Origin of the sequence: Ponticaulis koreensis DSM 19734, assembly GCF_000420665.1 — a bacterium.
Classification (GTDB): Bacteria; Pseudomonadota; Alphaproteobacteria; order Caulobacterales; family Hyphomonadaceae; genus Ponticaulis; species Ponticaulis koreensis.
In genome coordinates, this window is sequence record NZ_ATVJ01000001.1 from 1040686 (window position 1) to 1065900 (window position 25215).

Here is a 25215-nt window from a genome sequence, read left to right on the forward strand (position 1 = left end):
CAGGCCGAAGCCCGGAACCCCTTAATCATCACCTGTGTGACATTAACAATGATTATCCTTTAAATATGAATAACACCGCGGATTGGTTGGTTTTCTAACGCAAAATCCAGTCTTCCGGCGCCATTTCGAAACCTGCAAATTCAAAGCCCGGCGCGACTGTGCAGCCAACCAGCGTCCATGCGCCAAGGGATACGGCCGTCTGCCAGTAATGACGCGGAATGGTGTGCTGTGGTCTCTGGCCCGTCCTGAGATCAGGGCCGAGTGTCATAGTGCCAGCGTTCTCTTTCGTGCCATCTGAGGACCAAGTGAGAGACAGCGGGCCTCCGGCATACCAGTGCCAGGTCTCATCGGCATCCACCCGGTGCCAGTGAGAATGGTCTTCGGCTTCCAGCAGATAGTAAATCGCTGTTCCGGCTGCCCGCTCGCCCGCATCTGTGTCGCTACGGAAGGTTTCTGCATACCAGCCGCCTTCCGGATGTTTCTGCATATTCAGCATGCGGATAATTTCGCGTACGCCAAGGTCGCCGGACCGTGCAAACATGTCAGAAATTGTCCTTTCGCTTGCGGATTTCAGCGAAAGTTGCGACCGGGTCCCCCGAATGACCCATAGCGTCCTGCAGCTCGGGAGCATCAGCGCGCAGGAACGGGTTTGCGGCGAGTTCGGCAGAAAGCGTCGTTGGAACAGTCGGCTTATTTTGACTGCGGAGCTCGGTGACGCGTTCGCTATAGGCGGCAAGATCTTTATTATTTGGTTCGATCGTTACTGCGAATTTGGCATTCGCTGCAGTGTATTCATGAGCGCAGTAAATCGTCGTATCTTCAGGCAGGGCTTTCAGCTTGGACAGGCTATCCCACATCTGCTCTGCAGAACCTTCAAACAAACGCCCGCAGCCGAGCGCAAAAAGCGTATCGCCGACGAATGCCAGACCATCATCTTCCATAGAATAGGCGCAATGGCCCAGAGTATGGCCAGGAAGGTCCAGTACGCGGGCCGTGTGCGTGCCAAGATTAACGAGCGAGCCCTCGGTTACCGCGCGATCAAGACCCGGAATTTTCTCTTCTTCGCCGGCCGGCCCGATGATCACGCAGCCGGTCTCGTCTTTGATTTTCAGGTTCCCACCCGTGTGATCCGGGTGCCAGTGCGTGTTCCAGATCTGGGTGATGGTCCAGCCTTTGGACTTCGCTTCTGTGAGAATGCGGTCGGCGTCCGGCGTATCGATAACAGCCGTCTCGCCAGAAACCGGGTCGTGCACCAGATAGCCATAATTGTCTGACAGACATGGAAACTGATGAATTTCTAATGCTGACATGGCGGAACTTTCCTCTTTGGATATCTTTGTATGATAAACCCTAACAGTGTTAGGCGCGTGAGACGAGATGAGACTGGACGTAACTGAACTCCTTAATTTTTACGAGACGCCGCTGGGTGCGTGTGCGCTTCGTGCCATTGTGGAGCGCGTGAACGGCCTCTGGGGTAATCTGTCCGGTCTGGATATTCTCGGTGTCGGCTATGCCGCGCCATATCTACAATCGCTTGAAGGTGAGCCGCGTCGGCTTGTCAGCCTGATGCCTGCAAGTCAGGGTGGACATGCCTGGACGCCCACAGATCGCGGATCGGCGAGCGTGGTCGCTGCCGAAAGAGAATTGCCGTTCCCTGACGCTGTGTTCGATCGCATTCTGATTGTTCACGCTCTGGAGGAAACAGGCAATTACACCCGCTTCCTGCGCGAAATCTGGCGGGTGGCTGCACCCGAAGCCCATATTCTGGTTGTCGTGCCGAACCGCTCCGGCGCGTGGTCGCTTTCCGATAATACGCCGTTTGGACACGGACGACCGTTTTCCCGCCGTCAGACAAAGCGCCTTCTACGGGACGCGCTTATCGAGCCATCAGCCTGGACACGTGCATTGTATACACCACCTGTTGACTGGAAAATGTTCACTTCCGCCAGTGAAGGCTGGGAACGGGTAGGTGAACTGTTTCTCCCGAATATTGGTGGGGTTAACCTTGTTGAGGGAGTGAAACGGGTCAGGATCGATCCCTCGACTCCTTCAAAGGTGCGGGTTGTGGCGCCATCAAACATGAGGCCCGCAATGATCACAAAAAAGCAGTTGCGTGAGCAATCTGCATATGTTACACACCTAACACAGCGCAAGGAGACGACGCCATGAAATTTGTAACTGCAGTATTTAAACCATCGAAACTCGATGCTGTTCTTGATGCCCTCACAGAGCTGGGCGTAACCGGCCTTACGGTTACTGAAGTACGCGGTTACGGCCGTCAGCAAGGCAAGACCGAAGTTTACCGCGGCACGGAATATGAAGTCCGCCTGCTGCCAAAAGTGAAAGTAGAGATCGCGTGTGCAGCTGAAGCTGTCGACAAAATCGTTTCTGCAATCTCTGAAACAGCGAACACAGGCAAAATCGGCGACGGCAAAATCTTCGTCACTGGTCTGGAAAGCGCTATGCGTATCCGTACGGGCGAGCGCGACGCACAGGCGATCGAAGCTTAAGTCCGATTTCGGATAACTACAGAATTAAACCCCCATGGCCTCGGCTGTGGGGGTTTTCTTCTGTCTACTGCTCTGAAACCACATGCGAAAAACCCCGGGCGTGTGCCCGGGGTTTTGCGTAAAATACTCTAATCTACTGAAACTTGTGTCGGGGTTAGCAACCGCCGCCGCAGCTACCACCGCCACCGCCATGGTTTCCGCCATTATGGCCGCCACCGCGACCTCCGCGGCCACCGCCATGATAGCCGCCACCATTGTGACCGCCGCCGCCATGGTAGCCACCACCGCCATTGTGTCCGCCACCGTGGTGTCCACCACCACCGCCACCATCGTGACCACAGCCGCCACCGCAAGGTGGGTTATGAGGCGGATTGCTCGGTGGGTTGTGCTCACGCGTGCGACGACGGAACGTGTAGTTTGAAGCTGCGTGGTTCAGAACGCCCGAATAGGTTGCGCCGCCTTCAATATAGGTGCCGCCGCCGCCATAGTATTCGCCGTGAACGCCGGAACCGACGCCGCCAAACATCGCAAACACCGTGCCGTCAGTCAGACGCACTGATACGGGTGCAGGTGCTGGTGCCGGCTCGTAATAAACTGGCGTGTTGCACGGAGGAATATGGCCGGAAACGGTTGTGATGACCTGACCGCAAGGTGTGACCCACACTTCCTGCTGTCCGTGATGGTAAGATCCGGACTGGTGGTGAGGCGTATAAGTCTGCCTGTAACCTGACGCGTAAGACGAGCTGGAAGCGCTTGCATGGGAAGAGCCCTGATAACTTGCGCCGGTGTGGGCGTAGCTTGTCTGGCCATAGCCTGAGGCATAGCTGCCATCATACATGTAATCGACAGCCGGACCGCCGCGATAAGGTGGGAGCGCATCGGCAATAGAGCTCATGCCCTGCGCACGCAGCGCTTCGGCAAGGCCTGGAATTGCGTCACAAGGAACTTCTTCGCCATGCAGGGTGCAGATGATTTCATCGCTGTAAATGTCGACAGGGCCAGCGGTGTTCATCACATAGTTCGGGCCGCCATGAGTGGCGCCTGTGTAACCATAGCCCGCGCCATAAGATGAGCCGGCAGAGCTGTAAGAACTGTGGGAGCTAGCACTCGCACTTGAATAGGCGCTGGACGAAGAGCCATAGGCGGATGCTGATGCAGAAGCCCGTGCGTGGCTGGATGCTGATGTCTGAACTGAACCATGTGTCCGGTAGGTTGGCGCTTGCGCGCTGCCGTAAAGGACATGGCCCGTCTGGGCACCATATTGAGATGACGCATGGCCCGGATGGGTGCGTGATCCTGTATAGCCGGGTTCACCGGCATAAGCTGTTGCTGCGAATGTAGACGCGAGAAGCGTCGCAGCGAGGAAAGTGTTCAGTTTTGGCATGGCCTCAGCTCCCTGACATAGCCGAAATGCAGTTTCGACAGTCATGTGCAAGGCATGGGCCAACTGGGTTTTGTTTACCAGTTGCTTCCCCGAACACTAGAAATCGTAAGCAATTCCTTTGCGTTCCCAATCGCCATTTCGGGTCGGTTCAAGACCACGCGGGCCATTGAATTCTTTCTCTTTTGCAGCCTCTTGGGCGGCTTTCTCTGCGGCGCGACGACGGTCTGCGGCCTCTTCTAACGCGCGAATCGCGTCAGGCGGGAGCACTTTGTCTTTCGCTGCGCCTTCTGGGAGATCAGGTGTGTCAGTCATGGAATTTACGCCTTGAGAAAATGTGACGAATTTTTATCGCTCACTAAAGAATTGCACAGGGTTTGTTAAGCATTGGCTGTACATTCTAGATCGAAATCTGAACAAAACCCGTCAAAACATAAATGAAGGAGGACGCCTTGGCACTTCTCAAGGTCAACCTTTTCGCCGCTTTTCTCTCCGCAGGCCTTGGCTGGCTGATCGGCGGACCCGTAATTGCAGGGCTTTTGGCAGTTCTGGCAGTGCTTGTTGTGCTGATCTGGTACAATGCTGCGCCTGAGTTTGTTTTGAAACATCTTAAAGCTCATACGCTCACCGAAGCCTCGGCTGGAAATATGATGCACAGATTGTTTGTGGGTGACACGAACCGGCTCTGCATGTCTGCAGGCATGTCGCGCACGCGTTTTTCTATCATTGATACGCCTTTGCCTATGGCATTCTCGATGGGCGCTTCTGGCTCAAGCGGGCGGGTCATCGTCACGACCGGTCTTTTCAAAACACTGACACGCCTTGAGATCGCTGCGGTCACCGCGCACGAACTCGGCCACATCAAAGCTGGTGAGCGTGTGACGACCGCAATGTCGCTGGGCATGTCCATCATTGCAACGAAACTCGGCCTGCGTAGCCTTTTGCGCTTTGTGAGCATGGGCCGGTTGTTCGGCGATGCTGAGAGCCAGCTCACCCGTCTCAGTAAGAAGGTGTTGCGCCCGGATTGCCGCGCTGATGCTTTCGCTGCCCAGCTTTGCAAGGACAGCGCGATCATGACATCAGCACTTCAGAAGCTTGAGCAGGGTGTGCGGTCGTCCAATCTGTCTGCCATTGAAGGTGTCCCGATGATTGCGCGTCTCGCGACCGTCAATCCTCGTGACGCGATCTACGCGTCGTCTCATCCGGAAAAGTCACCAATGGCGCATCGCGTGGCAGAGCTTAAGCGGCTTTCCTTTGCAAAGGCGGCCTGACAGGCTTGATGCTGTGTGCTAGTGGGCCGCGATGAAAAAGCATTGCCCTCGTATTGCAGCTGTTTCGCTGCTCACCCGTATTCTCGATCACCGCCAGACCCTGGACGAAGCACTCTCCCAGGATCAGCGGTTTTCTGCGCTTGAAGGTCCGGACCGCGGCTTTGCGCGCGCTATTGTGTCAGCGGCGCTCCGCCAGCTCGGACAAATGGATATGGTGCTGGCGTCCAAGGTGACAGGGCGCAACTTCGAACAGCTCGACCCTGACGTACGAAATGTTCTTCGCGTGGGCGCGGCGCAAATTATGGCGCTGAAAACGCCGCTGCATGCGGCAGTGTCCGAAACGGTGGAGGCAGCACGTGGCGTCGAAGGCGCGCGTAAAGCGGGCGGCCTCATCAATGCGGTGCTGCGCAAGCTGCGCGAAGATGATCTTGATGTGTACGACGAAGACCCGATGAGTGTCTGGCCAGCAGATTTTCAGAATATGATGGTGAAGGCGCTCGGCGAAGAGGGCGCAGCGCAAATGGCGCGCGCGGAACGCTATCAGCCGCCGCTTGATCTTACTGTGCCGAAGGATCGCAAACTCTATGCAGAGCGTATGGGAGGCGAGCCTGTCGGGCCGACTTCGCTTCGCCTCGCGGAAGGTATCGTAGAAAATCTCATGGGCTACGAAGCGGGCGCCTGGTGGGTGCAGGATGTCGCCGCCACTCTGCCTGTTCACATCCTGTCACCGAAAAAGGGTGAAGCTGTGCTGGATATGTGCGCGGCCCCTGGCGGTAAGACCATGCAGATTGCGGCAAGCGGGGCAGAGACCACTGCTGTTGATCGCGCGGCCAAGCGGATGCGTCTGGTCGAACAGAATTTGAAACGTACGCGCCTCACGGCGAAATGCATCGCAGCTGACGCGACCAAATGGGAAGCACCAGCGCCGTTCGATGCCGTGCTTCTGGATGCGCCATGCTCGGCGCTCGGAACGCTGCGTCGCCACCCTGAAGGCCCATGGATTAAAACCGAAGACGATCTGGCGCGTTTCCCGCAGATTCAGGCCCGCCTGATTGAGGCCGCGTCAAAGCTCGTTAAGCCGGGCGGTCGTATGGTCTATTGTGTGTGCACCCCATTGCCGCGTGAAGGTGTTGAGGTTGTCGAGGCATTTTTGGCCGAGCACGAAGACTGGTCGCGCGCGCCGATCTCGGGTGACGATGTGCCGGATTTTGTCAGCTCTATAACGGAAAAGGGTGATGTCCTTACCCTTCCGGAGACAACAGACATTCCTGACGGGTGTGACGTATTTTACATCGCGAGGCTGGAGCGCCGTCAGGGCTGAAATTTGAGGAATCTCTCGTAAATTTCATCAACTAACATTTTTGCGCCACGATCAGTTCATATACAGTTCATTCAACGAGTCTCAGAATTGAGGCACGGGAATTTTTTGTGGAGCTGATGTTATGCCCATTCTGAGTAAATCTTATCGTTCACTCGCTATCGCAACCGGTATCGGGTGTCTTGTGGCTCTTGGCGGCTGTGCAAACAGCTATAGCGGTTCAGAGCGTACGGCGTCCGGCGTTGGCGTAACAGCCACCATCCGCGAAGGTGTTGTCATCGGCGTTCAGCCTGTCACCATCCGTCCGGACCGCAATTATCTGGGCGCGGCGACTGGCGCGATTCTCGGTGGTATTGCCGGCTCGAACGTTGGCGGCGGTGATGACGAGCGCGCAGCTGGCGCGGTTGCCGGTGCTGTTCTTGGCGGTGTGATTGGTAATGAAGTCGGTGAAGCGGCGAATACACGCCCTGGCTATGCCTATACAATCGATTTCGGCAACGGTCAGATCCAGGAAATCGTTCAGGGCGTTGAGCCAGCCATTGCGGTCGGTACACCGGTCTATGTTTCCTTCGGCGAAGACGCTGTCCGCGTGACACCGAAACCATACTAAAAACCATCTCTGGGGCGCGTTCTTCGCCTTGTGATGAAGAACGCACCTTGGTATTCAGGGGGAATGAGCTCAGTCCTTATTTCCCCCTCTATTCTCTCTGCTGATTTTTCCAAGCTGGGAGAAGAAGTGCGCGCCATTGATGAAGCTGGCGCTGACATGATCCACGTCGATGTGATGGATGGCCATTTTGTGCCGAACCTCACTTTCGGCCCACCTGTCATCAAGTCTCTGCGTTCGCACTCGAAAAAGCCTTTCGACGTGCATTTGATGATCGCGCCGGTTGATCAGTTTATCGCTGATTTTGCCGATGCTGGGGCAGATATTCTGACAGTTCACCCGGAAGCGGGGCCTCATCTGCACCGCACGCTGCAGTCTATTCGTTCGCACGGTATGAAGCCGGGTGTTGCGATGAACCCTGCAACCCCTGTCGAAGTGCTCGATTATGTGATGGATGATATCGACATGATCCTCGTTATGTCTGTGAACCCGGGCTTTGGCGGACAGAGCTTTATCGACAGTCAGCTGCGCAAAATCGAAGCCCTTCGCAAAATGATCGAGGCCACAGGCCGCGATATCATTCTGGAAGTCGATGGCGGTGTGAAGCCGGACAACGCTCAGGCGGTGATCTCAGCCGGTGCGAATGCACTTGTTGCAGGTTCAGCTGTCTTTAAAGGCGGCCCTGATGCTTATGCGACGAATATCGCAGCGCTAAGACCCGGAGCCTGATCGGAGTGGTTGATAGCTCATCTGCCGAACGCGATTTGTCTGAATGGCGTCATTTTCTCGGCCGCCTTGGTGAGGATGCGCGCGCGACATCGGTTTACAAGATGAAGCTTTCGGGGCCCGCGCCCCACAAACTCAGCCTCTATCCGCAAAGCCTTCGTTATGGTGATCCGGCGATTGGTGAGGATATTCTTGCCGGCGTCTGGCATATCGGACAGAGCGAACTAAAACTCGCGCCGGATGCATCCCCGTGGAGTGTTCCAAACCCATCCCGCCATTTTGCAGACCGTCTTCATCGCTTTGAGTGGATGCGTCATTTGATGGCTGTCGGCCCGAAAGGGCATCGCCGTGCCAGAGAGCTGCTGACGGACTGGGTTGCAGATTTCGGCAAGTGGAACGGCTTTGTCTGGCGTCTGCCGGTGACGACAGAGCGTGTCTGGAACTGGCTGGTCGCAGGGCCGATACTTCTGGAAAATCATGGGGCTGATAGCGAGGTGATGAACTCGCTCATGCGCCAGATGCGCCACCTTCAGCATTCGACGGGTGAGTATCCGGAACCGATCGCGGTACTGAAGTCCCTCTTCACCCAGCTTGCTATGGCGTTCGCGGCAGATGAAGGCGAGCGCCGGATCGCGTCTCTGGAAGCCCAGCTTGAGTTTACACTGAACGACCAGATCCTCGCTGATGGCGGCCATATCAGCCGTAATCCGGAGATGGTTCTTAACGTACTTCTCGATTTGCAGACGATAGATGATCTCTATCTGCGGACGGGGCGTCCGACACTGAGTTTCGTCGCCAAGATGATGCCGCGTATCGCGGGCATGCTGAAATTTCTGCGTTTGTCTGATGGCGGCTTGCCAATCATGAATGGCAGTAGTGAAGGCAATCGCGAAGACATTAAAAACGCGCTTTATCCCTATTCAGATACACGCGCTTTCTCGTTCGCGACCAAAACAGGCATTCACAAGCTGGAAGCTGAAGGTACGCGCATGACGCTCGATGCCGGCCACGCGCCGCCGGGTGAGTTCGGGACAGGCGCACATGCTGGCTGTCTTGCGCTGGAGCTTGAGGATCAGGGCGAACGCATCATCACCAATTGCGGCAGCCATGTTGATGTCCCGCCTGTCTGGAGCGGTGCAACGCGTCGTACGAGCGGACATTCGACGCTCGCCGTGACCGGATTTGACGCGTCTCAATTTGTGCCCGTTCGTTCCATGGGGCTTCAGGCGCCCGTCGGCCCGACGGGTGTGTCTGCCAAGCGTATGGAAGAGAAAGACACGATCTGGATTGATAGCCAGCATAGCGGCTGGAAGGATACCCATGGCCTTGTCTATCGTCGCCGTCTCTACATGGACGGAGATGGTCGCCGTCTCACGGGTGAGGACACGCTGTTCCGGCCTTTGTCGGCTGGCCTGACAGAAGATACAGAAGCGATTCCATACGACATCCGCTTCCATATGCATCCGTCTGTGACCCTGCGGCCGGAAGAGCCGGACGGGCACCATATCCGCATCATTCTGCCGAGCGGCGCTGCCTGGGTTTTCAAGACCAAGCATGAGCGTAAATCGATCGAACGAACCGTGTATCTGGCGCGCGGCAAGGTCGAGAAAAGCTGGCAGCTTGTCCTCTCAGGCGATGCCGATCCGAATGGTGACGCGAGCAATCCGGCAAATATCGTTCAATGGGCCTTCGTGAAGGTCGTCTAGTTATCCGGACGCCAGAGGTTACGGATTGACGATGGTAAAGCCTGGCACCGCTTCCGTTTCTACATATCCGCGGTGATACATATCCATAATGACGGTTGCTTCCGACGGGCTGCCACCTTCGCAGCTCAGCTCGTAGATATCGATAATTGAGCCGTATGCGCCAGCGCCGCCGCTGCCTGCGCGTCGATAGGTTGGTGCGTTTCCATCAGAGCACCTCAGACGGCGCAGATAGGCATGTTGGCCGCGCGGCATATCGGTTCGCACCGGATTCTGGCGGGTTCCAAGCGGATATGAGCCAGCCTGCTGAATACGAGAATCCAGAGCCGACTGATCGGCATTCGATCGACCTTGTAAAAGTGTCTGCATCAGCTCGTCATCGCTGGCAGCCGAACTCTGCGAAGCCGGTTGTGACGCACATGCTGAGACGAGAAGCGCGATAGCGGCAACTGACAGGCTGTATAGGATTGGTTTCATTACTGTTCCCCCGACTTTGAAGGCAGCTTGCCCCAGTTTCGTTCTAGCGTGCAACGTGAAAAACAAGTGCACGCAATTCTGGGGCGTTGTTGTAATCATGTCTGCTTGCGTAAATTGGCGTTTCTCGCGACTGGATTTTCGTCCGGAAACCGCCTATGCCACGCGCAATTCACGACTTCAGCCAAGAAAGCTCATTCACAAATGTCTGATCTTCCAATTAAACGCGCGCTCATTTCTGTTTCCGACAAAACCGGCCTGATTGACCGCGCTAAGAAGCTCAGCGAGCTGGGCGTAGAGCTCCTCTCCACCGGCGGCACGAAGAAAGCCATTGCCGATGCAGGCATTCCGGTAAAAGACGTTTCTGAAGTCACAAACTTTCCGGAAATGATGGATGGCCGCGTGAAGACGCTGCACCCTGTCGTTCATGGCGGTCTTCTGCATCTGCGTGACAATCCGGAACACGTGGAGCAGGCCAAGGCGCATGGCATTGAAGGCATCGATCTTCTCTATGTGAACCTCTACCCGTTTGAAGAGACAGTCGCCAAAGGCGCCGACTTCCATACTTGCATCGAGAACATCGATATTGGCGGTCCGGCCATGCTGCGCGCAGCGGCTAAAAACTATGCCTTCGTATCTGTATGCACAGATGGCGATGACGTGGACGCTGTGATCGCGGATATGGAAGCCAATGACGGCGCAACAACGCTCTCGACACGTAAGAAACTGTGCGCGAAAACATATGCGCGTACTGGCGCGTATGATGCGGCGATTTCAAACTGGTATTTCGAGCAGCTCGGCGAAGAGAGCCCTGAATGGCGCGCATTCGGCGGCAAGCGTATTTCTGTCATGCGCTATGGTGAAAATCCGCACCAGAAAGCAGCTTTCTACAAAACCCCGGAAATCCGTACGGGCGTTGCGACAGCAGAACTCGTTCAGGGCAAGGCGCTTTCCTACAACAACATCAACGATACGGACGCCGCGTTTGAACTCGTCAGCGAGTTCCCAAGTGACGAGCAGGCAGCCGTCGCGATCATCAAGCACGCAAACCCTTGTGGCGTTGCGCTGGGTGAGACAACGCTCGACGCTTACATCAAAGCCTATGACTGTGACCGCACCTCTGCCTTTGGCGGTATTGTTGCGCTGAACCGTCCTCTGACTGGTGAGACAGCTGCGAAAATCACTGAAATCTTCACCGAAGTCGTCATCGCGCCGGGCGCAGACGAAGAAGCAAAAGAGATCTTCCGAAAGAAGAAAAACCTTCGTCTCCTTCTGACTGACGGTCTCGCAGACCCGAAAGCGCCGGGCGTCTTCATGAAGGCGGTTGCAGGCGGTCTTCTGGTTCAGGATCAGGACCGTGGTTTCGTCGCCCGCGGCGACATGAAAGTCGTCACCAAGAAACAGCCAACCGAAGCGGAATGGGCGGATCTTTTCTTCGCATGGCGTGTCGCAAAACACGTCAAATCCAACACAATCGTCTACGCAAAAGACGGCTCTACTGCAGGCGTTGGCGCAGGCCAGATGAACCGTCTGGATTCAGCGCGCATCGCGACGCGTAAAGCTGAAGATGCGGCCGAGATTGCTGGCTGGTCCGTGCCGCGCACAAAAGGCTGCGTCGCGGCGTCTGATGCCTTCTTCCCATTCCCTGATGGTCTGCTACAGACCGCTGAAGCGGGCGCGACCTGCGTTATCCAGCCAGGTGGTTCAATCAAGGATCAGGACGTGATCGACGCAGCTGACGAAGCAGGCCTTGCTATGGTCTTCACCGGCATGCGCCACTTCCGTCACTAGGCTTGTTGAATTGCACGCCAGCTGCCCCGGATTTTCATCCGGGGTATGCGATGAGGATAGCGCAGTGATGCTGCTGTCGAAAGACGCGTTACTCTTCCGGCATGATCCGGGCGTAATGGTCGTATGACTGCGGCAATTCATAGTCGGTTTTCAGGCCGCCAATGCTTTCGGCGGTTTCTTCGGACAGATCGCAGGCGTTTTCCAGATTATAGTAATCGAACGACCGGCAGACGAAGTCGGTTTGTTTCAGACACAGGCGCATGCAGTCATGGCGCGAGACATAGAAAAAGCGTTTATTGTTAAAGCCGGATATCGCTGCGTCAGGGGTAAGCATGAACTCAGCTTCAAGAGCCCGTTCTTCCGAGCTCTTCACCGCATACCAGATTCCAGCCGCGCTCAGGGCGCATGTTATCAGTGCGCCAGCTGCATAAGCGCCATATCTTCTGATCTGTTGTATGATCCCGCTGGGTATTGAGACTTTGCGAGCGGTGACTTCGCCCACGAAGCGAAGGCCGGTATTCGGAATGGTTTTGATGAGCCGCTGTTCGGATCCATTGTCTCCAACCGCGATGCGGGCGGAACGCAAACGACTGGTAAGCGCGGCGTCAGAAACATGTCGGCCTTCCCATATTTTGGCATTGATTTCATCACGTGTCACAATTCGGGAATGGTTTTCCACGAGCAGAAGAAGAAGCCGAAACACCTGCGGCTCTAGCCTCACCTGCTCGCCGTCCTGCATCAGGGACATGCGACTGGGGTCTAGTTCGAACGAATCAAACTGGTAGATTACCCTGATCGACAAAAAAACCTTTCCGGATCGTTGCGTACCGCACCCGCTTTTTCAGGGCGCCGGCCCAGAGAATTGTATCTGATTTAAGTTATCAGGGCTTTCGGCAGGAATTGTAACCCTCTGGATTCAAACATCTTCATATTTCTTCAACCCACTCATTGTGTTTCTGCACTTGAGAAGTGATCTGCCTGCTCCTTAGGCTTAGCTCGCATCGTGTGGGGATGCAGGCGGAGGATGATCATGGGAAATAAAACCGGAGTAAAGTCTGTCGTCGCAGCGAGTGTGCTGCTGGTCACCGGGACCATAGCCGCACCGGCGTCAGGGCAGGGAGCGGATGAAATGAGTCCTTCGGTTTCGGATGTCCGTTATCAACTGGCACAAATGCAGGGCCGCCATGCCACTCTGGTCGATACCGAAATAGAAGATCTGGTTGACGATTACAGCGCTGGCATGGGCTCTGGCGACCACATTCAGGGCATAACGATAACTGGATCGGGCCGGATAGTCCTGTCCATTTCCAGAACCGAAACGGATCCGTCTACCAGTTGCGATGGCCTGATCACCTTTTCCAGTCCATTTGATTCAGCCGATCCAGATGCGGAACTTGACTGGTTTTTCTACTGCCCGTCGCAGGCAGACTCACCGGAGGGGCATCCGAGCAATATCCAGGCTACCGGAGAAGTGATTATCGTTGGTACGGATAACGGATCGCGCTTCTACCACATAGGCGAGGATAACGTAGTCGAGTATCTTGATCACCTCGATATGGAATTTTTCTTCGATAACGACAATGATGGCGTTCTGGAGGGCGGGCGGGATGCATCCGGTGTTGTTTATAATCAGAACGACAATCGGTTTTACGCGATCAATGCAGCAGGAACGGTGGTTCCCGATGTTGTGATGGCGGAGTTGTGCCGAACCGATGCCAATGTGTCACTTCTGGATGACACGACATCTTTCGGCGAATGTACCGAGTTTCAGGCATCGATTTCTGGACAGGGGTCCAACCTGATCATGCAGGATGACGGGACCATGTTTCTTGTCTCGGCGTTCTCATCGGATGAATTCTGGCCAGATGACTCTGATGACAGCCAGACATCAAAGGCTATTGCCTACGGTATAGCGTGCCTCGAACAGGGTGCGTCGGTTCCGCTGGAAGGCGGCTGGGACATGGAAGTAGAATATGAAGACATTCTGCATGTTTCCGAGATCGATTATTCTACGTTCAATCAAAGTTCGGCAAACCTGATTTCTGATGTGAACCTTGGTCGGACCCAGTACCTCCAGGCCTGTGTTCACCATCGTCCTGCGTTTCGCTTTTCCGGCGGTGTTTCAGTGCTGAATGACGGTATGTTGCTAGGTCTTTGGTCCGGCCGACAAAATCCGCCAGTCAACACGCAAACGGACAGCTTCGAGTTTGCATTTCAGTCGCTCGAAGCTGCCGGATCGCAATCCCTCGCGTTCTCTGTTGCGATCGACTGCTCGACGGAGAATATTAGCAATGACGGCACCGAAGCCACGATCACTGCGACTTTTTTTGACCACGCATGGCGTCAGGTGGGTGAGGCAAGCAGGGACGACCTTTCAAATTCGACCTGCGTGTTTGGTAACCCGGAGATTGAGGCTGTCACCGATGCGGAAGCCGAATATGTCCGGTTGAGCACAGATGGGTCGGATGCCTTCATGATCGATCGATTGATCATGTATCGCGAAGGCGATGAGGTCCGCACTTCAGGTGCGAATAATGATCGGGGCTGGTGTCTTTCAACTGATCCCGGAGATGGAACAGGGAGCTGGGAATATGCCGCTAATGGGGTGTGTACATCTGAGCATACCTGGAGCTACTCACGCCATCCGGTAGATAACCCGCGCGATGGGATACTGGCCAGAAGAGGTGATACCAGGACTCATCGCTATGCGCTCGATATCGACTGTGATGTCGACGACATTGAGAATGAAGGCACAGCCAGTAAACTGACAGCAATTTATCTCGATGCAGACCGAAATGAAATTGGGCGAAGCTCCTTCCAGGAAGACACCAACGCGCCAATATTGCCAATTTGCCGGGATATGGAGTGGGAGACCGTCGTTCAAGGCGAAGCCCGCTACCTCCAGATCCATACAGATGGTGGCGATGGTGCTATGCTCGATCAGATATTCGTAGAGCTCGATGGTGAGGAGATTAAAGTGCTCGGTGCCAGTAATGATTCAGGCTGGTGTCTATCTACTCAGGAAAGCGACGCTCATGGCAGCTGGCAAGGCTACGCCTATCAAAATACCTGCCAGACGTCCTGGGAGTTTGATCTCCGGTAACTGCCCAATCTTGCCAGAGAATCCCCATGGGGCGTCGGGTTTCGATCCGGCGCCCTTTTTTGTGCGCTCAGCCTTTTGGTGAGTGGCTTCTGCCGAAGTCGTCCGCGTCTGTATCCTGACCGGCGTCGACGATAGATTTGCGAATGCCGCGGGAGCGTTCAAAGAACTTCTCCAGCTGCTCGCCTTCGCCCCAGCGAATGGCACGCTGAAGGGCTGCGAGGTCTTCGTTGAACCGACCCAGCATCTCCAGAACGGCTTCCTTGTTGTAGAGGAAAACATCGCGCCACATGATCGGATCAGAGGCCGCAATACGCGTAAAGTCACGGAAACCACCAGCGGAAAATTTAACGACCTCGCCTTCGGTCACGCTCTCAAGGTCATTGGCCGTGCCCACGATATTGAATGCGATGAGGTGGGGCAGGTGAGACGTAATCGCCAGAACGCGGTCATGACGCGAAACGCTCATGATCTCGACTGTGGACCCCAGCGCTTCCCAGAAGCGGGTGAGGGTATCGAGGCTGGCGGCATCTTTATGTGCATCCGGTGGTGTAATGATGCACCAGCGGCCTTCAAACAGGGTCGCAAAGCCTGCATCCGGGCCGGATTTCTCAGTACCGGAAATCGGGTGACCCGGAATGAAGGATACGCCTGACGGGATATGAGGTGCGACGGCCTCCAGAACGGCCGACTTCACAGAGCCAACGTCAGAGACGATCGCGCCTTGTTTCAGGTGCGGCGCCATATCTTCGGCAATATGGCCCATCACACCTACGGGCGTGCAAAGGATAACGAGGTCCGCATCCTTCACGCAGTCTTCAAGCGTGTCTGCGATCTCGCCAAGATCAATTTCCCCAGCGCGTTTGCGCACGCTCGTTGACGCATCATAAAGCGTCACAGAGCCTGCTGCATCATGAGCGATAGCCGCGCGCGCAATGGATGAGCCGATCAGGCCGATCCCGACAATGGCAAGTCGATCGATAGCCGGCATTTACCGCCCAGACATGAAGGTGGTGAGGACGGAGATCAACTGGTCATTAGCCTCTTTGACGCCGATGGACATGCGCAGGCAATTTGGCAGGCCGTAAGAGGTCACATCGCGCACGATGAGGCCATTTTCACGCAGCACCGCATTTGCATTCGCTGCTGTGTACTGGCCTTCAGGGAAGAACTCGACGAGCACGAAGTTTGCAACGCTCGGATAAACCGTAAGGCCGGTTGCGCCGATGGCCTCGGAGACGCGCGCGAGTTCACGTTGATTGAACTCAGCAGACTTCTCTTCAAACGCTTTGTCTTCCAGCGCGGCAATGCCTGCAATCTGAGAGAGGCTGCCCACATTAAACGGTCCGCGTACGCGGTTCAGCGCATCAATGATGGAGGCGGCACCATATGCCCAGCCAAGACGCAGCGCGGCGAGGCCATGAATTTTGGAGAATGTGCGCGTCATCAACACGTTGTCTGCGCTGCCCGCCAGTTCCATGCCGGAACCATAATCATTCTTCTTCACATACTCGGCGTAAGCGGCATCCAGGACCAGAAGCACATCGCTCGGCAGGGCTTCATGCAGGCGCTTAACCTCGTCAAAACTGACATAAGTACCTGTCGGGTTGTTCGGGTTGGCGAGGAAGACAATTTTTGTGCGTTCGGTGACCGCTGCGATAATGCCATCAATATTCGCGGTCATGTCGATGTCCGGAACGGAAATCGTTGTGGCGCCGCATTGCTTGGCAACCAGTTGGTACACGAGGAAGCCGAACTGGGTCTGGATGATCTCATCACCCGGCTGCAAGTAAGCATGGCCGAGCATCTGGAAGATTTCATCCGAACCCGCACCGCAGATAATGCGGTCAGCATTCAGGCCGTAACGGTCGGCAATTGCTGCGCGCAGCTTGTTCGCGCCGCCATCAGGATAAAGCTCCATATGATCGAGACTCTGCGCCAGAGCTTCACGAACCACAGGAGAATATCCGAGCGGGTTTTCGTTGGATGAGAGCTTGTAACCGGACTCTGCGGAGAGGCCAGGAACGTACGGCGTGATTTCGAGCACATTTGCGAGCGGCTTAGGAGCCATGGAGCGTCACCATTCAGTCTGAAAAACGTGTTGAAGCGTCTCTAGACCAATCTGCGCGCGTATTGAAGCCGTGTTTGTCCGGAAAGAGACAGGCTGATCAGGCTGTGCCGCTTTCCTTGACGTTCGGAGCAGGCAGGCTGCCGACAACGCGAAGGCCTTCAAGGCCCGCATTTCGCGCGGCAGCAAGTCGTGGGTCGCTCTCTGAGACCGGGAAACCGATCTCAAACAGAACCAGCGTTCTAGCGCGTGAAATCTCGGTCACTTCGAGCCCGACTTCGGCAAAAATCTTCTGTAGGCGGTGGTGGTCATCATGCGCAATCAGAAGCGTGCGGTGGTCAGACAGCTCTGCCAAAGGCCCTTTAGCGATCAGGGCCGCCTGAGGGGTATCATCGCTGAATGATGGCCATGAACCGACAATGCGCATATCGTGATAGCGCGTCTCGTTCAGCATCGGCCACCACTGGCCCGCGCCCGGCCCCATAACCCAGCCCATAAAGCCGATTGTGCCTTCTTTATCCATGCACATGGTCAGGCATTCGCGCTGGTCTTTATTGTACTGCAGGGACGCGGCATAGCCGAACATGTTCCGCGCCTGTTCCATAATGCGGTGCTGTTCGGCGCCGGAGACAATTACATTCTGCAGGCCCGCATCAAACATATCGAGCGGGAATTCTACGTGCCAGCGCAGCATGAGTTCAGCAAGATCCAGCTTGGCAGACTGACGCTTCAGACGTTCCAGACATGTCATGACGGCCATCGCCAGCGCATCGCCCTGACTGCGCAGAGCCGTACGCATGTGCGCACCAGCACGCGCACGCTTTTGAATAGCGGCCACGAGCTCTCTTTCTGCTTCGCGCAGTCGTGTCTCGAGCATGTCCAGACTTACGCGCGGTTGGTCGTCACTCATTTGGTTTACCTTTGTGGCCCCTGTCTTAGCGCAGGTGGATCCGAACGGGAATCATTTGGGACGGGATATGGTCGCAAAGTTTCCCTGTACACTCAATTTTTTGTTGCGCTTTCAGGCGAAAACAAAAAAACGCCGTGACTTAATCGCGACGCTTTTGTGTTTTGTCGATATCGAACTGCCGGATTTAGCGAGTCGGGATCGGCGCGTCACCGCGATAATCGTAGAAGCCGCGACCTGTTTTACGGCCAAGCCATCCTGCTTCGACGTATTTTACGAGCAGAGGGCATGGGCGGTACTTAGTATCCGCGAGGCCGTCATGCAGGACCTGCATGATAGACAGACAGGTATCGAGGCCAATGAAGTCAGCCAGTTGCAGCGGGCCCATTGGGTGGTTCGCGCCGAGTTTCATCGCTGTATCAATGCCTTCAACCGTGCCGACGCCTTCATACAGCGTGTAGACGGCTTCGTTGATCATAGGCATCAGAACGCGGTTTACGATGAAGGCCGGGAAGTCTTCTGCGTTTGCAACGGTTTTATGCAGGCTTTCGGCAAAACCGAGCGCCATGTCATACGTTTCCTGATCGGTTGCGAGGCCGCGAATAACCTCGATCAGCTGCATGACAGGAACAGGGTTCATGAAGTGCAGGCCGATAAAGCGCTCCGGGCGGTCGGTCGTAGACGCGAGACGCGTAATCGAGATGGAAGATGTGTTGGATGCCAGCCAGGCGGTTTTCGGAACCGATTTTACCAACGACTCAAAAATCTGGACCTTGATCGCTTCTTTCTCTGTTGCAGCTTCGATTGCGAGATCGACGTCAGACAATGAAGACATGTTGGTTGAGAAGGTGATCCGGCCCATGGCGATGTCCATCTCTTCCTGAGAGATAACTTCGCGGCTGACCTGACGGGCCATGTTCTTTCGGATCGTGGCGTCGGCTTTTTTGAGGGATTCGTCGGCAATATCGTTGATAGCGACGTCGTATCCTGACAGCGCACACACATGCGCAATGCCGTTACCCATCTGACCGGCGCCTACGACACCGATCTTGCGAAGTTCAGTCATGACCAGCTTTTACCCTGCATATTTGGTATTCTATTTTTTCGCGACGCTATCACGGACGTGCTGCGCTGCAACACTTGTTTGCTGTAGCGGCGATACTTTTTTCCTAAGGGCTCGATACTTTTTGGATAGACGTGTCCTGCCCATCGCGTGTCTGGCGGGCATTATTCCCGCAGCAGGTATCCTATGAAATTGATCAACACGAGGATGAGAGCAATACGGGCAACGATCCATGCTATCGCGACCATACGCTCTGTCTTCTTAGAGAAACGCGAAGGCTTTCCGCCTTCAGCCTGAGCTTTCAATTCGCGTTGGGCTTTTTCCCACGGCGTGATGCTCTGACGCCCAGTGGCAATGGCAGCTGTTTCAACAAGGCGGCTGATCCAGAGGTTCTCATTTCGTGTGACCCAGTCAGTGCCTGTCTGCTTGGACCAGCCGAAGCGGTCATCGAGATGAAGCAGAATAGTAGGACTGATACGGTCTGAAACCCTCGCTACAGTGCGGCCTTCTTCAGGGCTCGTTTCCTGACAGACCAAGTTGCGCAGCCGGTAGGACAGCATTTGGAAGGTATCGATCCCTTCAAGATGCTCGTTATCCAGAATGGCAAGCCAAGCGCTCCATTTCTGGCGACGCTCTGCATCATCCATCAAAGTGCGGATCTGCTCTACGGCGTTCTTTACCAGTGTCTGGTCATCCGGTGTGAAGCCCCAGGGCTGTGAGGCCGGTTCTGGCGGAGGTGGCGTGTCCGCCCCGAACGGATCTGCATCATCTTCGGACCATTCGGCGCCTGCAGGAGGCGGCGGTACAGTCTCGGGTGCCACGCCAGGTGTTTGTGCAAGCTCGGGTTCTGCGCTTACCGGAGGCAAGGGCGGATTATCAGCGAACGCATTGTCTGCGTCGTTGTCTTCTTCCTCGTCCTCATATGTATCGTCATAACCGTTGGCGCGGTCTTCATCGCGCCATTTGATCGAATTGAGGGCGCTCTCGAAGTTCTTGCGCAGGCGCATAAATTCGGCCGGATCATCGTCCGGCCGCGTCACTTTCAGTCGTTTGGCGTAAGCGCGTTTAACATCCGCGGCTGTCGCGTCTTTCCGGCTCAGCTCGAAATAACGAAACGGATCTTCAAAAGACATCTTTGTTTTCCAGTCGGGTGACCGGTTCTTCAAGGCGCTGGCGGCAGTCTGCGATGATGCGCGCATCTTGTGAGTGAAGCGCGCCTTCGAATTCGCGAATGATTTCGCGCACCATTTCGCGTTCGCCGCCTAACAGGCTTTCATAAAGCGCTGAGAGGCGGGCCATGAATGCCGTGTTTTCCTGCTGGTCGCGCGGATGGATTTTCAGCCCCTCCAGCGCTTTCAGGCGGGCGTCTATTTCAGCCTGGCTGAGTGTGCCTGGATTGCCTTCAATAACGAGACGGGTTTCCTTGCCGGTAGAGATGACTTTGGTCAGAACCTCCAGAATACCGGAGGCGTCATAGGTGAAGCGCACATCGACGGCCTCATAGTCCTTTGTGTTACGCGGGATTGAGACTGACAGGCTACCGATTTTGACATTGTCTTTCACGAAAGGCGCTTCGCCCTGATAAATCCGGAAGAGGATTTCCGTCTGGCCCTTCTGAAGCGGGTAGGTGACGTGAGAGCGGCTGACAGGCACCACTGTGTTGCGCTCGATCAGCGGTGAGAAATGCCCATGCTCGAAGACGTTCGGGCTGATCTCGGTTGACGTTTCATAGCCGAGCGTGAACGGCGCAACGTCCGTCATCACCATATCGTCCAGCGCTTCATGGCGGGAGGCGAGGCCAGCCTGAACGCCTGCGCCGAGGGCTACGACATGGTCCGGATTGATGTCGTGCTCCGGAAAGCGCTTGAACAGCCGCGTGATCAGGCCGCGCACGCAATCCATTCGAGTTGCGCCGCCGACAAGAAGAATACGGTCGATATTTTCAGCCTTGAGGCCTGCGTCTGATATCGCGCGTTGGATTGGCAGGCGAATGCGCTTGGTCAGTGGCTCCGTGATCTCGTCAAATGTCGTACGGCTGATGGTCAGCGGGACATCTTTGCCTTTCAGAACAAAGTTGGCGCTTGCTTCATGACCTTCGGTCAGCCGGTGCTTAAGCGTATCAACAACGGCGCGAAGACGTGAGGTTTCTTCAGCGGCTAGCTTATCGAGCGTGAGATCGGCCTTCTCGGCGAGATGCGCCATCATCGTGTCGGTGAAGTCCTCTCCGCCCAGAAAGGCGTCGCCAGAGGACGCGCGCACTTCCATGACGCCTGAAAACATCTCCAGAATGGAGACGTCAAACGTGCCGCCGCCAAGGTCCACCACAAGGAAGGTGGTTTCGGCATCCCGGTTCTGAAGGCCATAGGCGAGCGCCGCCGCCGTTGGCTCGTTAATCAGGCGCTCGACTTTCAGCCCCGCCATTTCGGCTGCTGCTTTTGTTGCCTTACGCTGAACATCGTTGAAATAGGCCGGAACCGAAATGATGGCGCGCGTGACCGCATGGCCGAGATGAGCTTCGGCGTCGTCTTTCAGAGATCGCAGGATGAGCGCGGAAAGTTCTTCGGCGCGATATTTCTTCTTGCCAAGCATCGCTTCATGGTTGGTGCCCATATACCGCTTAAAGCGAGCCGTTGTGAGCTTCGGGTGCGTGACCAGCCTGTCCTTGGCGGCCTGACCGATCAGAAGCGTCCCATCTTCGGAATAGCCGACGGCTGACGGCGTCATGAAACTGCCAAGCGCGTTTTTGATCAGAACAGGGCCATCTTCGGTGAAGACGCTCACCAGAGAATTGGTCGTTCCCAGATCAATCCCAATAATGGTGTCCTCTGCGCTCACGCAAATCTCCCGCCAGTTGTTTCCCTTCTATGATTTGGGACGGAACTGGGCCAGAGAGCAAGGGGGAAATGTAGAGTAAATTCACAACTTGCAGTAATTCGCGGCTGCCGCGAAAGTGTCATCAGCGCGGTATAGCTTTCAGCTGAGCGGGAGCGTTGTGCGCGGTTCTAATGGGGCTGAAACGCCGTGATACGGTTGATGGATAATTTCTGTCAGAATGGGTGGAGTTGAGGTGTTTGGGACGGAGTTCGCCTGAATTTGCGCGAAAAACAACCAATATTTATTGAAAAACATAAATCCCAACATTACATTCTGTACATAAACAACACAATAAGGGGAATGCTTATGGAAAATCTTGTTTTCATTCTGATTGCGATTGTGGTCGGCCTGATTGCCGTCAGGACCGCCGTCAAATTTGTACCCCAGGGCTATAACTGGACGGTTGAACGCTTCGGAAAATATACCAAGACACTTGGACCGGGCATGCACGTGATTATCCCTGTCATGGACGGCATCGGTAAGAAAATGAACATGATGGAGACGGTGCTCGACGTTCCGCAACAGGAAGTCATTACGCGCGACAACGCGATGGTTTCCTGTGACGCCGTTGTCTTTATTCAGGTCGTGGATGCCGTGGCTGCTGCGTATGAGGTGAATGATCTCACGCGCGCGATCGAAAACCTGTCTCTGACGAATATCCGTACGGTCGTCGGCTCCATGGATCTCGACGAAGTTCTGTCGAACCGCGATGACATTAATGCGCGTCTATTGTCGGTCATTGATGCTGCGACCAATCCGTGGGGCGTAAAAGTCACGCGTATAGAGATCGCAGACCTCTCACCGCCTGCTGACATCACCGAAGCCATGGCGCGTCAGATGAAGGCGGAGCGCATGAAGCGTGCGGAAATTCTGGAGGCGGAAGGCAAAAAGCAATCCCAGATCTTGCGCGCCGAAGGTGAGAAACAGTCTGCCATTCTGGAAGCTGAAGGTCGCCGTGAGGCTGCGTTCCGTGACGCCGAAGCGCGTGAGCGTGAAGGTGAGGCGGAAGCCAAAGCGACAGCGTTTGTTTCTGAAGCTATCGCAAATGGTGACGTCAACGCGATCAACTACTTCCTTGGTCAACGCTACGTCGAAGCGTTCGAGAAGCTTGCGAATTCTCCGAACCAGAAAACGGTCATCATTCCGGCAGAGTTCTCATCCATCCTTGGCACGCTGGAAGGTATTAAAGCGCTCGGCAATGGCGGCGCGCTTCCAAACGCTCCAAAGGGCCCGTGGGGAGACCCTAAATAATGGAGATCATCTTCTCTCTCTTTGAGGTGATCACCCCCTGGCACTGGCTGGGGCTGGCCCTCGTCCTGATCGGCCTTGAGATGATGTTCGGCACGTACGACCTTCTCTGGTTATCCGGTGCGGCTTTCCTGACAGCGCTATTCAGCCTGTTCGCACCGGAAGGGTTGAATGGATGGCAGTCTCACCTCGTAGTGTTTGCCATCGCCGGTATCGGATTGGTCATTCTGGGGCGGACGGCTTTCGCCGATCTGCGGAAACCAAACTCAGATCGTCCGCATCTGAACGAACGCAGTGCGTCGCTGATCGGGAAGAAGGCTATCGCAACGGCTGATTTTATCAGCGGTGAAGGCCGGGTTAAGGTCGGTGATACCACCTGGATGGCCCGTGTTTGTGACGGTTCTGTCATAAGTGGTGACATGGAAGTCACAGTGGATCAGGTCGATGGCACAGTGCTGATTGTGCGCGCTTGAATTCCCCCAAAACCCAGATACTGCAAACGCGCCGGTGAGCTTCATCGGCGCGATTCTTTTTGTCCGGCTCCTTTGGGGGCGATCAGCGCGAGACGTGCCCGATGTCGAAACTGTCATGGATTGCAGGACTGGCTTTCATGTGTGCCGGTCTGGTTCCCGCTGCGCAGGCGCAGACCCATACACTCGCCGGACCAGAGCAGCCACGCACCCAGACGATTGCCGCGCTCGCGAATAACGCTGACCGCGAAGCCGTTGCACGCCGCGAACGGTCCAATGACTGGCTGCGCGCAAATGGCATTCCGGTAAACGACAATCTGCCAGCGCGCAGCATTGCTGACGAGACAGTCCGTCGCGACAGCGATGCCGTCATCGACCGTCTTCTGGCGCTCGCCGTTGTTGCGGTTCATGCAAGTGAGATGGATCGTGGTCTCACCGACAGCATGATTTACAATTTCGATGTTGCTGACGTTTTTACACCTGAGGAAATGGCTTTCCTGCAGAATGAAGCCCCGACACGTGACGAACGTGCTAAATATAGCTGGGCATTCGAGAACGTAGAAGTTCTGCTCTGGGCCGTTGGTCTGCGCGAAGAGCTCGGCCATCCGGGCGAGGTTTGCGATATTGATGCGATTGCAGACACGCTGCTTTCAAATGGTTCGTTCGGCCTTCGTCGCCGCGCAGAGCTGCGTTCTCAGGAAGAGATTATGGATCAGGCTGATCTGATCTACCGCATGCACTGGGCCCTGCGTCAGGCGCTGATTGAAGGCGACGCGCCACCAGCCGGTATGGTCTGGGATGTCGTATTCGAACGCCACTACGCGCTGAACTGGCTGATCGGCTATATGGATCAGCCCTGGGATGAAGTTTCTACAGACACCTGATCTCCATCATCCGCTTTCGGTAACGGAAACCGCAAGCGAAGCCAGAATGCACTTGCGCCTGAAAGACTCAAGAGACAGGCGGAGAAGGGGCCCAGCGGCGTAAATACAGCGCAAATAGCGACTAACAATCCCAGGGGCACATCAATCCAGTAATGCCAGACAGACCGCCGCGTCAAAGCGAGTTCGGTGGCGTTCAGACCCAGCGTGTCTTTCCGCTTCAGCGCGTGGCCATACATCAGTGCTATGACGAGAAATACCGTAGCATATCCGATCGAGAATATTGCGATGATATGGCTCGACTGGCTGAACCCCATCCCAGTTTCTGCCATGCGTGACCAGTCGCCCGCAAAGGCGCCTAGCAAATAGCCAAACAGGCCATCGAAAATGAAGCGCAGCGGATAGGCGATAAACAGAACCAGTAGCAAAAGCGCAGCATTCAGCACCACCACTGTTGCATCCGTCAGTCCGTACCTGCGGAAAAACACATAGTGCGCATTCCAGATCAGCACGAGAATGCTGAAGCCAGCAATAACAGGCAGGATCAGCCATAAATGCGTCAGCAGTTCGCTGTACGTTGTGGGCGGTGTGCTCGCAGACACCAGCATGCCAAAGGCGAGCGCGAACACGATATCTGACAGGTTTTCGATCCGCGTGACGTTTTCACCGCGCCAATGAAAATGCGGGTCCTGATCGGTTTGCCGGGCAATGTGATCTCGAAGCATAGTGTCCCCCAACTGACGCTTAATGGAACGGGATAATATTGCGCCTGTAAAGCGGCTTGCCGTGTATGCCTTCGCTACAATACCCTGAGGTGAGTTCT

General features: G+C 55.4%; 25 protein-coding genes. 12 read left to right on the forward strand and 13 right to left on the reverse strand.

Annotated features, from left to right (window positions below):
• Positions 1-94: 94 nt before the first annotated feature.
• Entirely contained in the window at positions 95-541 is a 447-nt protein-coding gene (locus G523_RS0105515) for a cupin domain-containing protein (protein WP_022694036.1), read from the reverse strand.
• A gap of 1 nt (position 542) precedes the next feature.
• Entirely contained in the window at positions 543-1310 is a 768-nt protein-coding gene (gloB, locus tag G523_RS0105520; protein WP_022694037.1) for a hydroxyacylglutathione hydrolase, read from the reverse strand.
• A gap of 67 nt (positions 1311-1377) precedes the next feature.
• Here gloB and G523_RS18135 point away from each other — a divergent pair, with 67 nt between their 5' ends.
• On the forward strand, positions 1378-2169 hold the full coding sequence (locus tag G523_RS18135; protein ID WP_022694038.1) for a class I SAM-dependent methyltransferase: 792 nt from the start codon (positions 1378-1380) through the stop codon (positions 2167-2169).
• Complete coding sequence (locus tag G523_RS0105530; protein ID WP_022694039.1) at positions 2166-2510, forward strand: P-II family nitrogen regulator; 345 nt, start codon at positions 2166-2168, stop codon at positions 2508-2510. Before G523_RS18135 ends, G523_RS0105530 begins: the two co-directional genes overlap by 4 nt.
• Positions 2511-2664: 154 nt before the next feature.
• Here G523_RS0105530 and G523_RS21100 read toward each other — a convergent pair whose 3' ends face one another.
• Entirely contained in the window at positions 2665-3894 is a 1230-nt protein-coding gene (locus G523_RS21100) for a hypothetical protein (protein WP_022694040.1), read from the reverse strand.
• A gap of 96 nt (positions 3895-3990) precedes the next feature.
• Positions 3991-4206, reverse strand: a complete 216-nt coding sequence (locus G523_RS0105540) for a DUF1674 domain-containing protein (RefSeq protein WP_022694041.1) — start codon at positions 4204-4206, stop codon at positions 3991-3993.
• A 137-nt stretch (positions 4207-4343) separates the two neighbouring features.
• Here G523_RS0105540 and G523_RS0105545 point away from each other — a divergent pair, with 137 nt between their 5' ends.
• From G523_RS0105545 to G523_RS0105565, 5 genes are all read left to right on the forward strand, one after another.
• The gene (locus G523_RS0105545; protein WP_162141029.1) at positions 4344-5162 is read left to right on the forward strand and encodes a M48 family metalloprotease; all 819 of its coding nucleotides are present in this window, start codon (positions 4344-4346) and stop codon (positions 5160-5162) included.
• A gap of 31 nt (positions 5163-5193) precedes the next feature.
• On the forward strand, positions 5194-6483 hold the full coding sequence (locus tag G523_RS0105550; protein WP_022694043.1) for an RsmB/NOP family class I SAM-dependent RNA methyltransferase: 1290 nt from the start codon (positions 5194-5196) through the stop codon (positions 6481-6483).
• A 121-nt stretch (positions 6484-6604) separates the two neighbouring features.
• On the forward strand, positions 6605-7090 hold the full coding sequence (locus G523_RS18145; protein WP_022694044.1) for an outer membrane lipoprotein: 486 nt from the start codon (positions 6605-6607) through the stop codon (positions 7088-7090).
• A 63-nt stretch (positions 7091-7153) separates the two neighbouring features.
• Positions 7154-7816 carry a ribulose-phosphate 3-epimerase gene (gene rpe / locus G523_RS0105560; protein ID WP_022694045.1) on the forward strand — a complete coding sequence of 221 codons (663 nt, stop codon included), beginning with the start codon at positions 7154-7156 and terminating at the stop codon, positions 7814-7816.
• Between the two features lie 5 nt (positions 7817-7821).
• Positions 7822-9519 (forward strand): heparinase II/III family protein, encoded by a 1698-nt coding sequence (locus G523_RS0105565; RefSeq protein WP_022694046.1) that lies wholly within the window; start codon positions 7822-7824, stop codon positions 9517-9519.
• Positions 9520-9537: 18 nt separating this feature from the next.
• On the opposite strand, the gene G523_RS18150 is transcribed toward G523_RS0105565, so the two are convergent.
• Complete coding sequence (locus tag G523_RS18150) at positions 9538-9993, reverse strand: hypothetical protein (RefSeq protein WP_022694047.1); 456 nt, start codon at positions 9991-9993, stop codon at positions 9538-9540.
• A 201-nt stretch (positions 9994-10194) separates the two neighbouring features.
• On the opposite strand from G523_RS18150, the gene purH reads away from it, so the two are divergent.
• Positions 10195-11781: a bifunctional phosphoribosylaminoimidazolecarboxamide formyltransferase/IMP cyclohydrolase gene (gene purH, locus G523_RS0105575; protein WP_022694048.1), complete on the forward strand. Its 1587-nt coding sequence runs from the start codon at positions 10195-10197 to the stop codon at positions 11779-11781.
• Positions 11782-11869: 88 nt separating this feature from the next.
• Here the strand turns inward: purH and G523_RS0105580 are convergent, their stop codons facing one another.
• Positions 11870-12529, reverse strand: a complete 660-nt coding sequence (locus tag G523_RS0105580; RefSeq protein WP_022694049.1) for a winged helix-turn-helix domain-containing protein — start codon at positions 12527-12529, stop codon at positions 11870-11872.
• A 282-nt stretch (positions 12530-12811) separates the two neighbouring features.
• Between G523_RS0105580 and G523_RS0105585 the strand changes: the two genes are divergently transcribed.
• Positions 12812-14884, forward strand: coding sequence for a hypothetical protein (locus tag G523_RS0105585; RefSeq protein WP_155802594.1), 2073 nt, complete (start codon positions 12812-12814; stop codon positions 14882-14884).
• Between the two features lie 67 nt (positions 14885-14951).
• On the opposite strand, the gene G523_RS20845 is transcribed toward G523_RS0105585, so the two are convergent.
• The 6 genes from G523_RS20845 to G523_RS0105615 form a co-directional block, all read right to left on the reverse strand.
• Complete coding sequence (locus tag G523_RS20845; protein ID WP_022694051.1) at positions 14952-15872, reverse strand: prephenate/arogenate dehydrogenase family protein; 921 nt, start codon at positions 15870-15872, stop codon at positions 14952-14954.
• A complete protein-coding gene (gene hisC / locus G523_RS20850) occupies positions 15873-16952 on the reverse strand; it encodes a histidinol-phosphate transaminase (RefSeq protein ID WP_022694052.1) in 1080 nt (359 codons plus the stop codon).
• Positions 16953-17049: 97 nt separating this feature from the next.
• Positions 17050-17859, reverse strand: coding sequence for a hypothetical protein (locus G523_RS0105600; protein ID WP_022694053.1), 810 nt, complete (start codon positions 17857-17859; stop codon positions 17050-17052).
• Between the two features lie 184 nt (positions 17860-18043).
• Positions 18044-18922, reverse strand: coding sequence for a 3-hydroxybutyryl-CoA dehydrogenase (locus tag G523_RS0105605; RefSeq protein ID WP_022694054.1), 879 nt, complete (start codon positions 18920-18922; stop codon positions 18044-18046).
• Positions 18923-19083: 161 nt separating this feature from the next.
• On the reverse strand, positions 19084-20052 hold the full coding sequence (locus G523_RS0105610; RefSeq protein ID WP_022694055.1) for a hypothetical protein: 969 nt from the start codon (positions 20050-20052) through the stop codon (positions 19084-19086).
• The gene (locus G523_RS0105615) at positions 20042-21754 is read right to left on the reverse strand and encodes a molecular chaperone HscC (protein WP_022694056.1); all 1713 of its coding nucleotides are present in this window, start codon (positions 21752-21754) and stop codon (positions 20042-20044) included. The genes G523_RS0105610 and G523_RS0105615 overlap by 11 nt, the downstream gene beginning before the upstream one ends.
• 345 nt (positions 21755-22099) lie before the next feature.
• Here G523_RS0105615 and G523_RS18155 point away from each other — a divergent pair, with 345 nt between their 5' ends.
• The 3 genes from G523_RS18155 (at position 22100) to G523_RS18160 (ending at position 24395) form a co-directional block, all read left to right on the forward strand.
• Positions 22100-23044, forward strand: a complete 945-nt coding sequence (locus tag G523_RS18155) for an SPFH domain-containing protein (protein WP_022694057.1) — start codon at positions 22100-22102, stop codon at positions 23042-23044.
• Complete coding sequence (locus G523_RS0105625) at positions 23044-23514, forward strand: NfeD family protein (protein ID WP_022694058.1); 471 nt, start codon at positions 23044-23046, stop codon at positions 23512-23514. The genes G523_RS18155 and G523_RS0105625 overlap by 1 nt, the downstream gene beginning before the upstream one ends.
• 101 nt (positions 23515-23615) lie before the next feature.
• The gene (locus G523_RS18160) at positions 23616-24395 is read left to right on the forward strand and encodes a DUF4272 domain-containing protein (protein WP_022694059.1); all 780 of its coding nucleotides are present in this window, start codon (positions 23616-23618) and stop codon (positions 24393-24395) included.
• On the opposite strand, the gene G523_RS0105635 is transcribed toward G523_RS18160, so the two are convergent.
• On the reverse strand, positions 24362-25117 hold the full coding sequence (locus G523_RS0105635; RefSeq protein WP_022694060.1) for a TMEM175 family protein: 756 nt from the start codon (positions 25115-25117) through the stop codon (positions 24362-24364). The two genes, G523_RS18160 and G523_RS0105635, sit on opposite strands and share 34 nt — an antisense overlap.
• Positions 25118-25215: the final 98 nt, after the last annotated feature.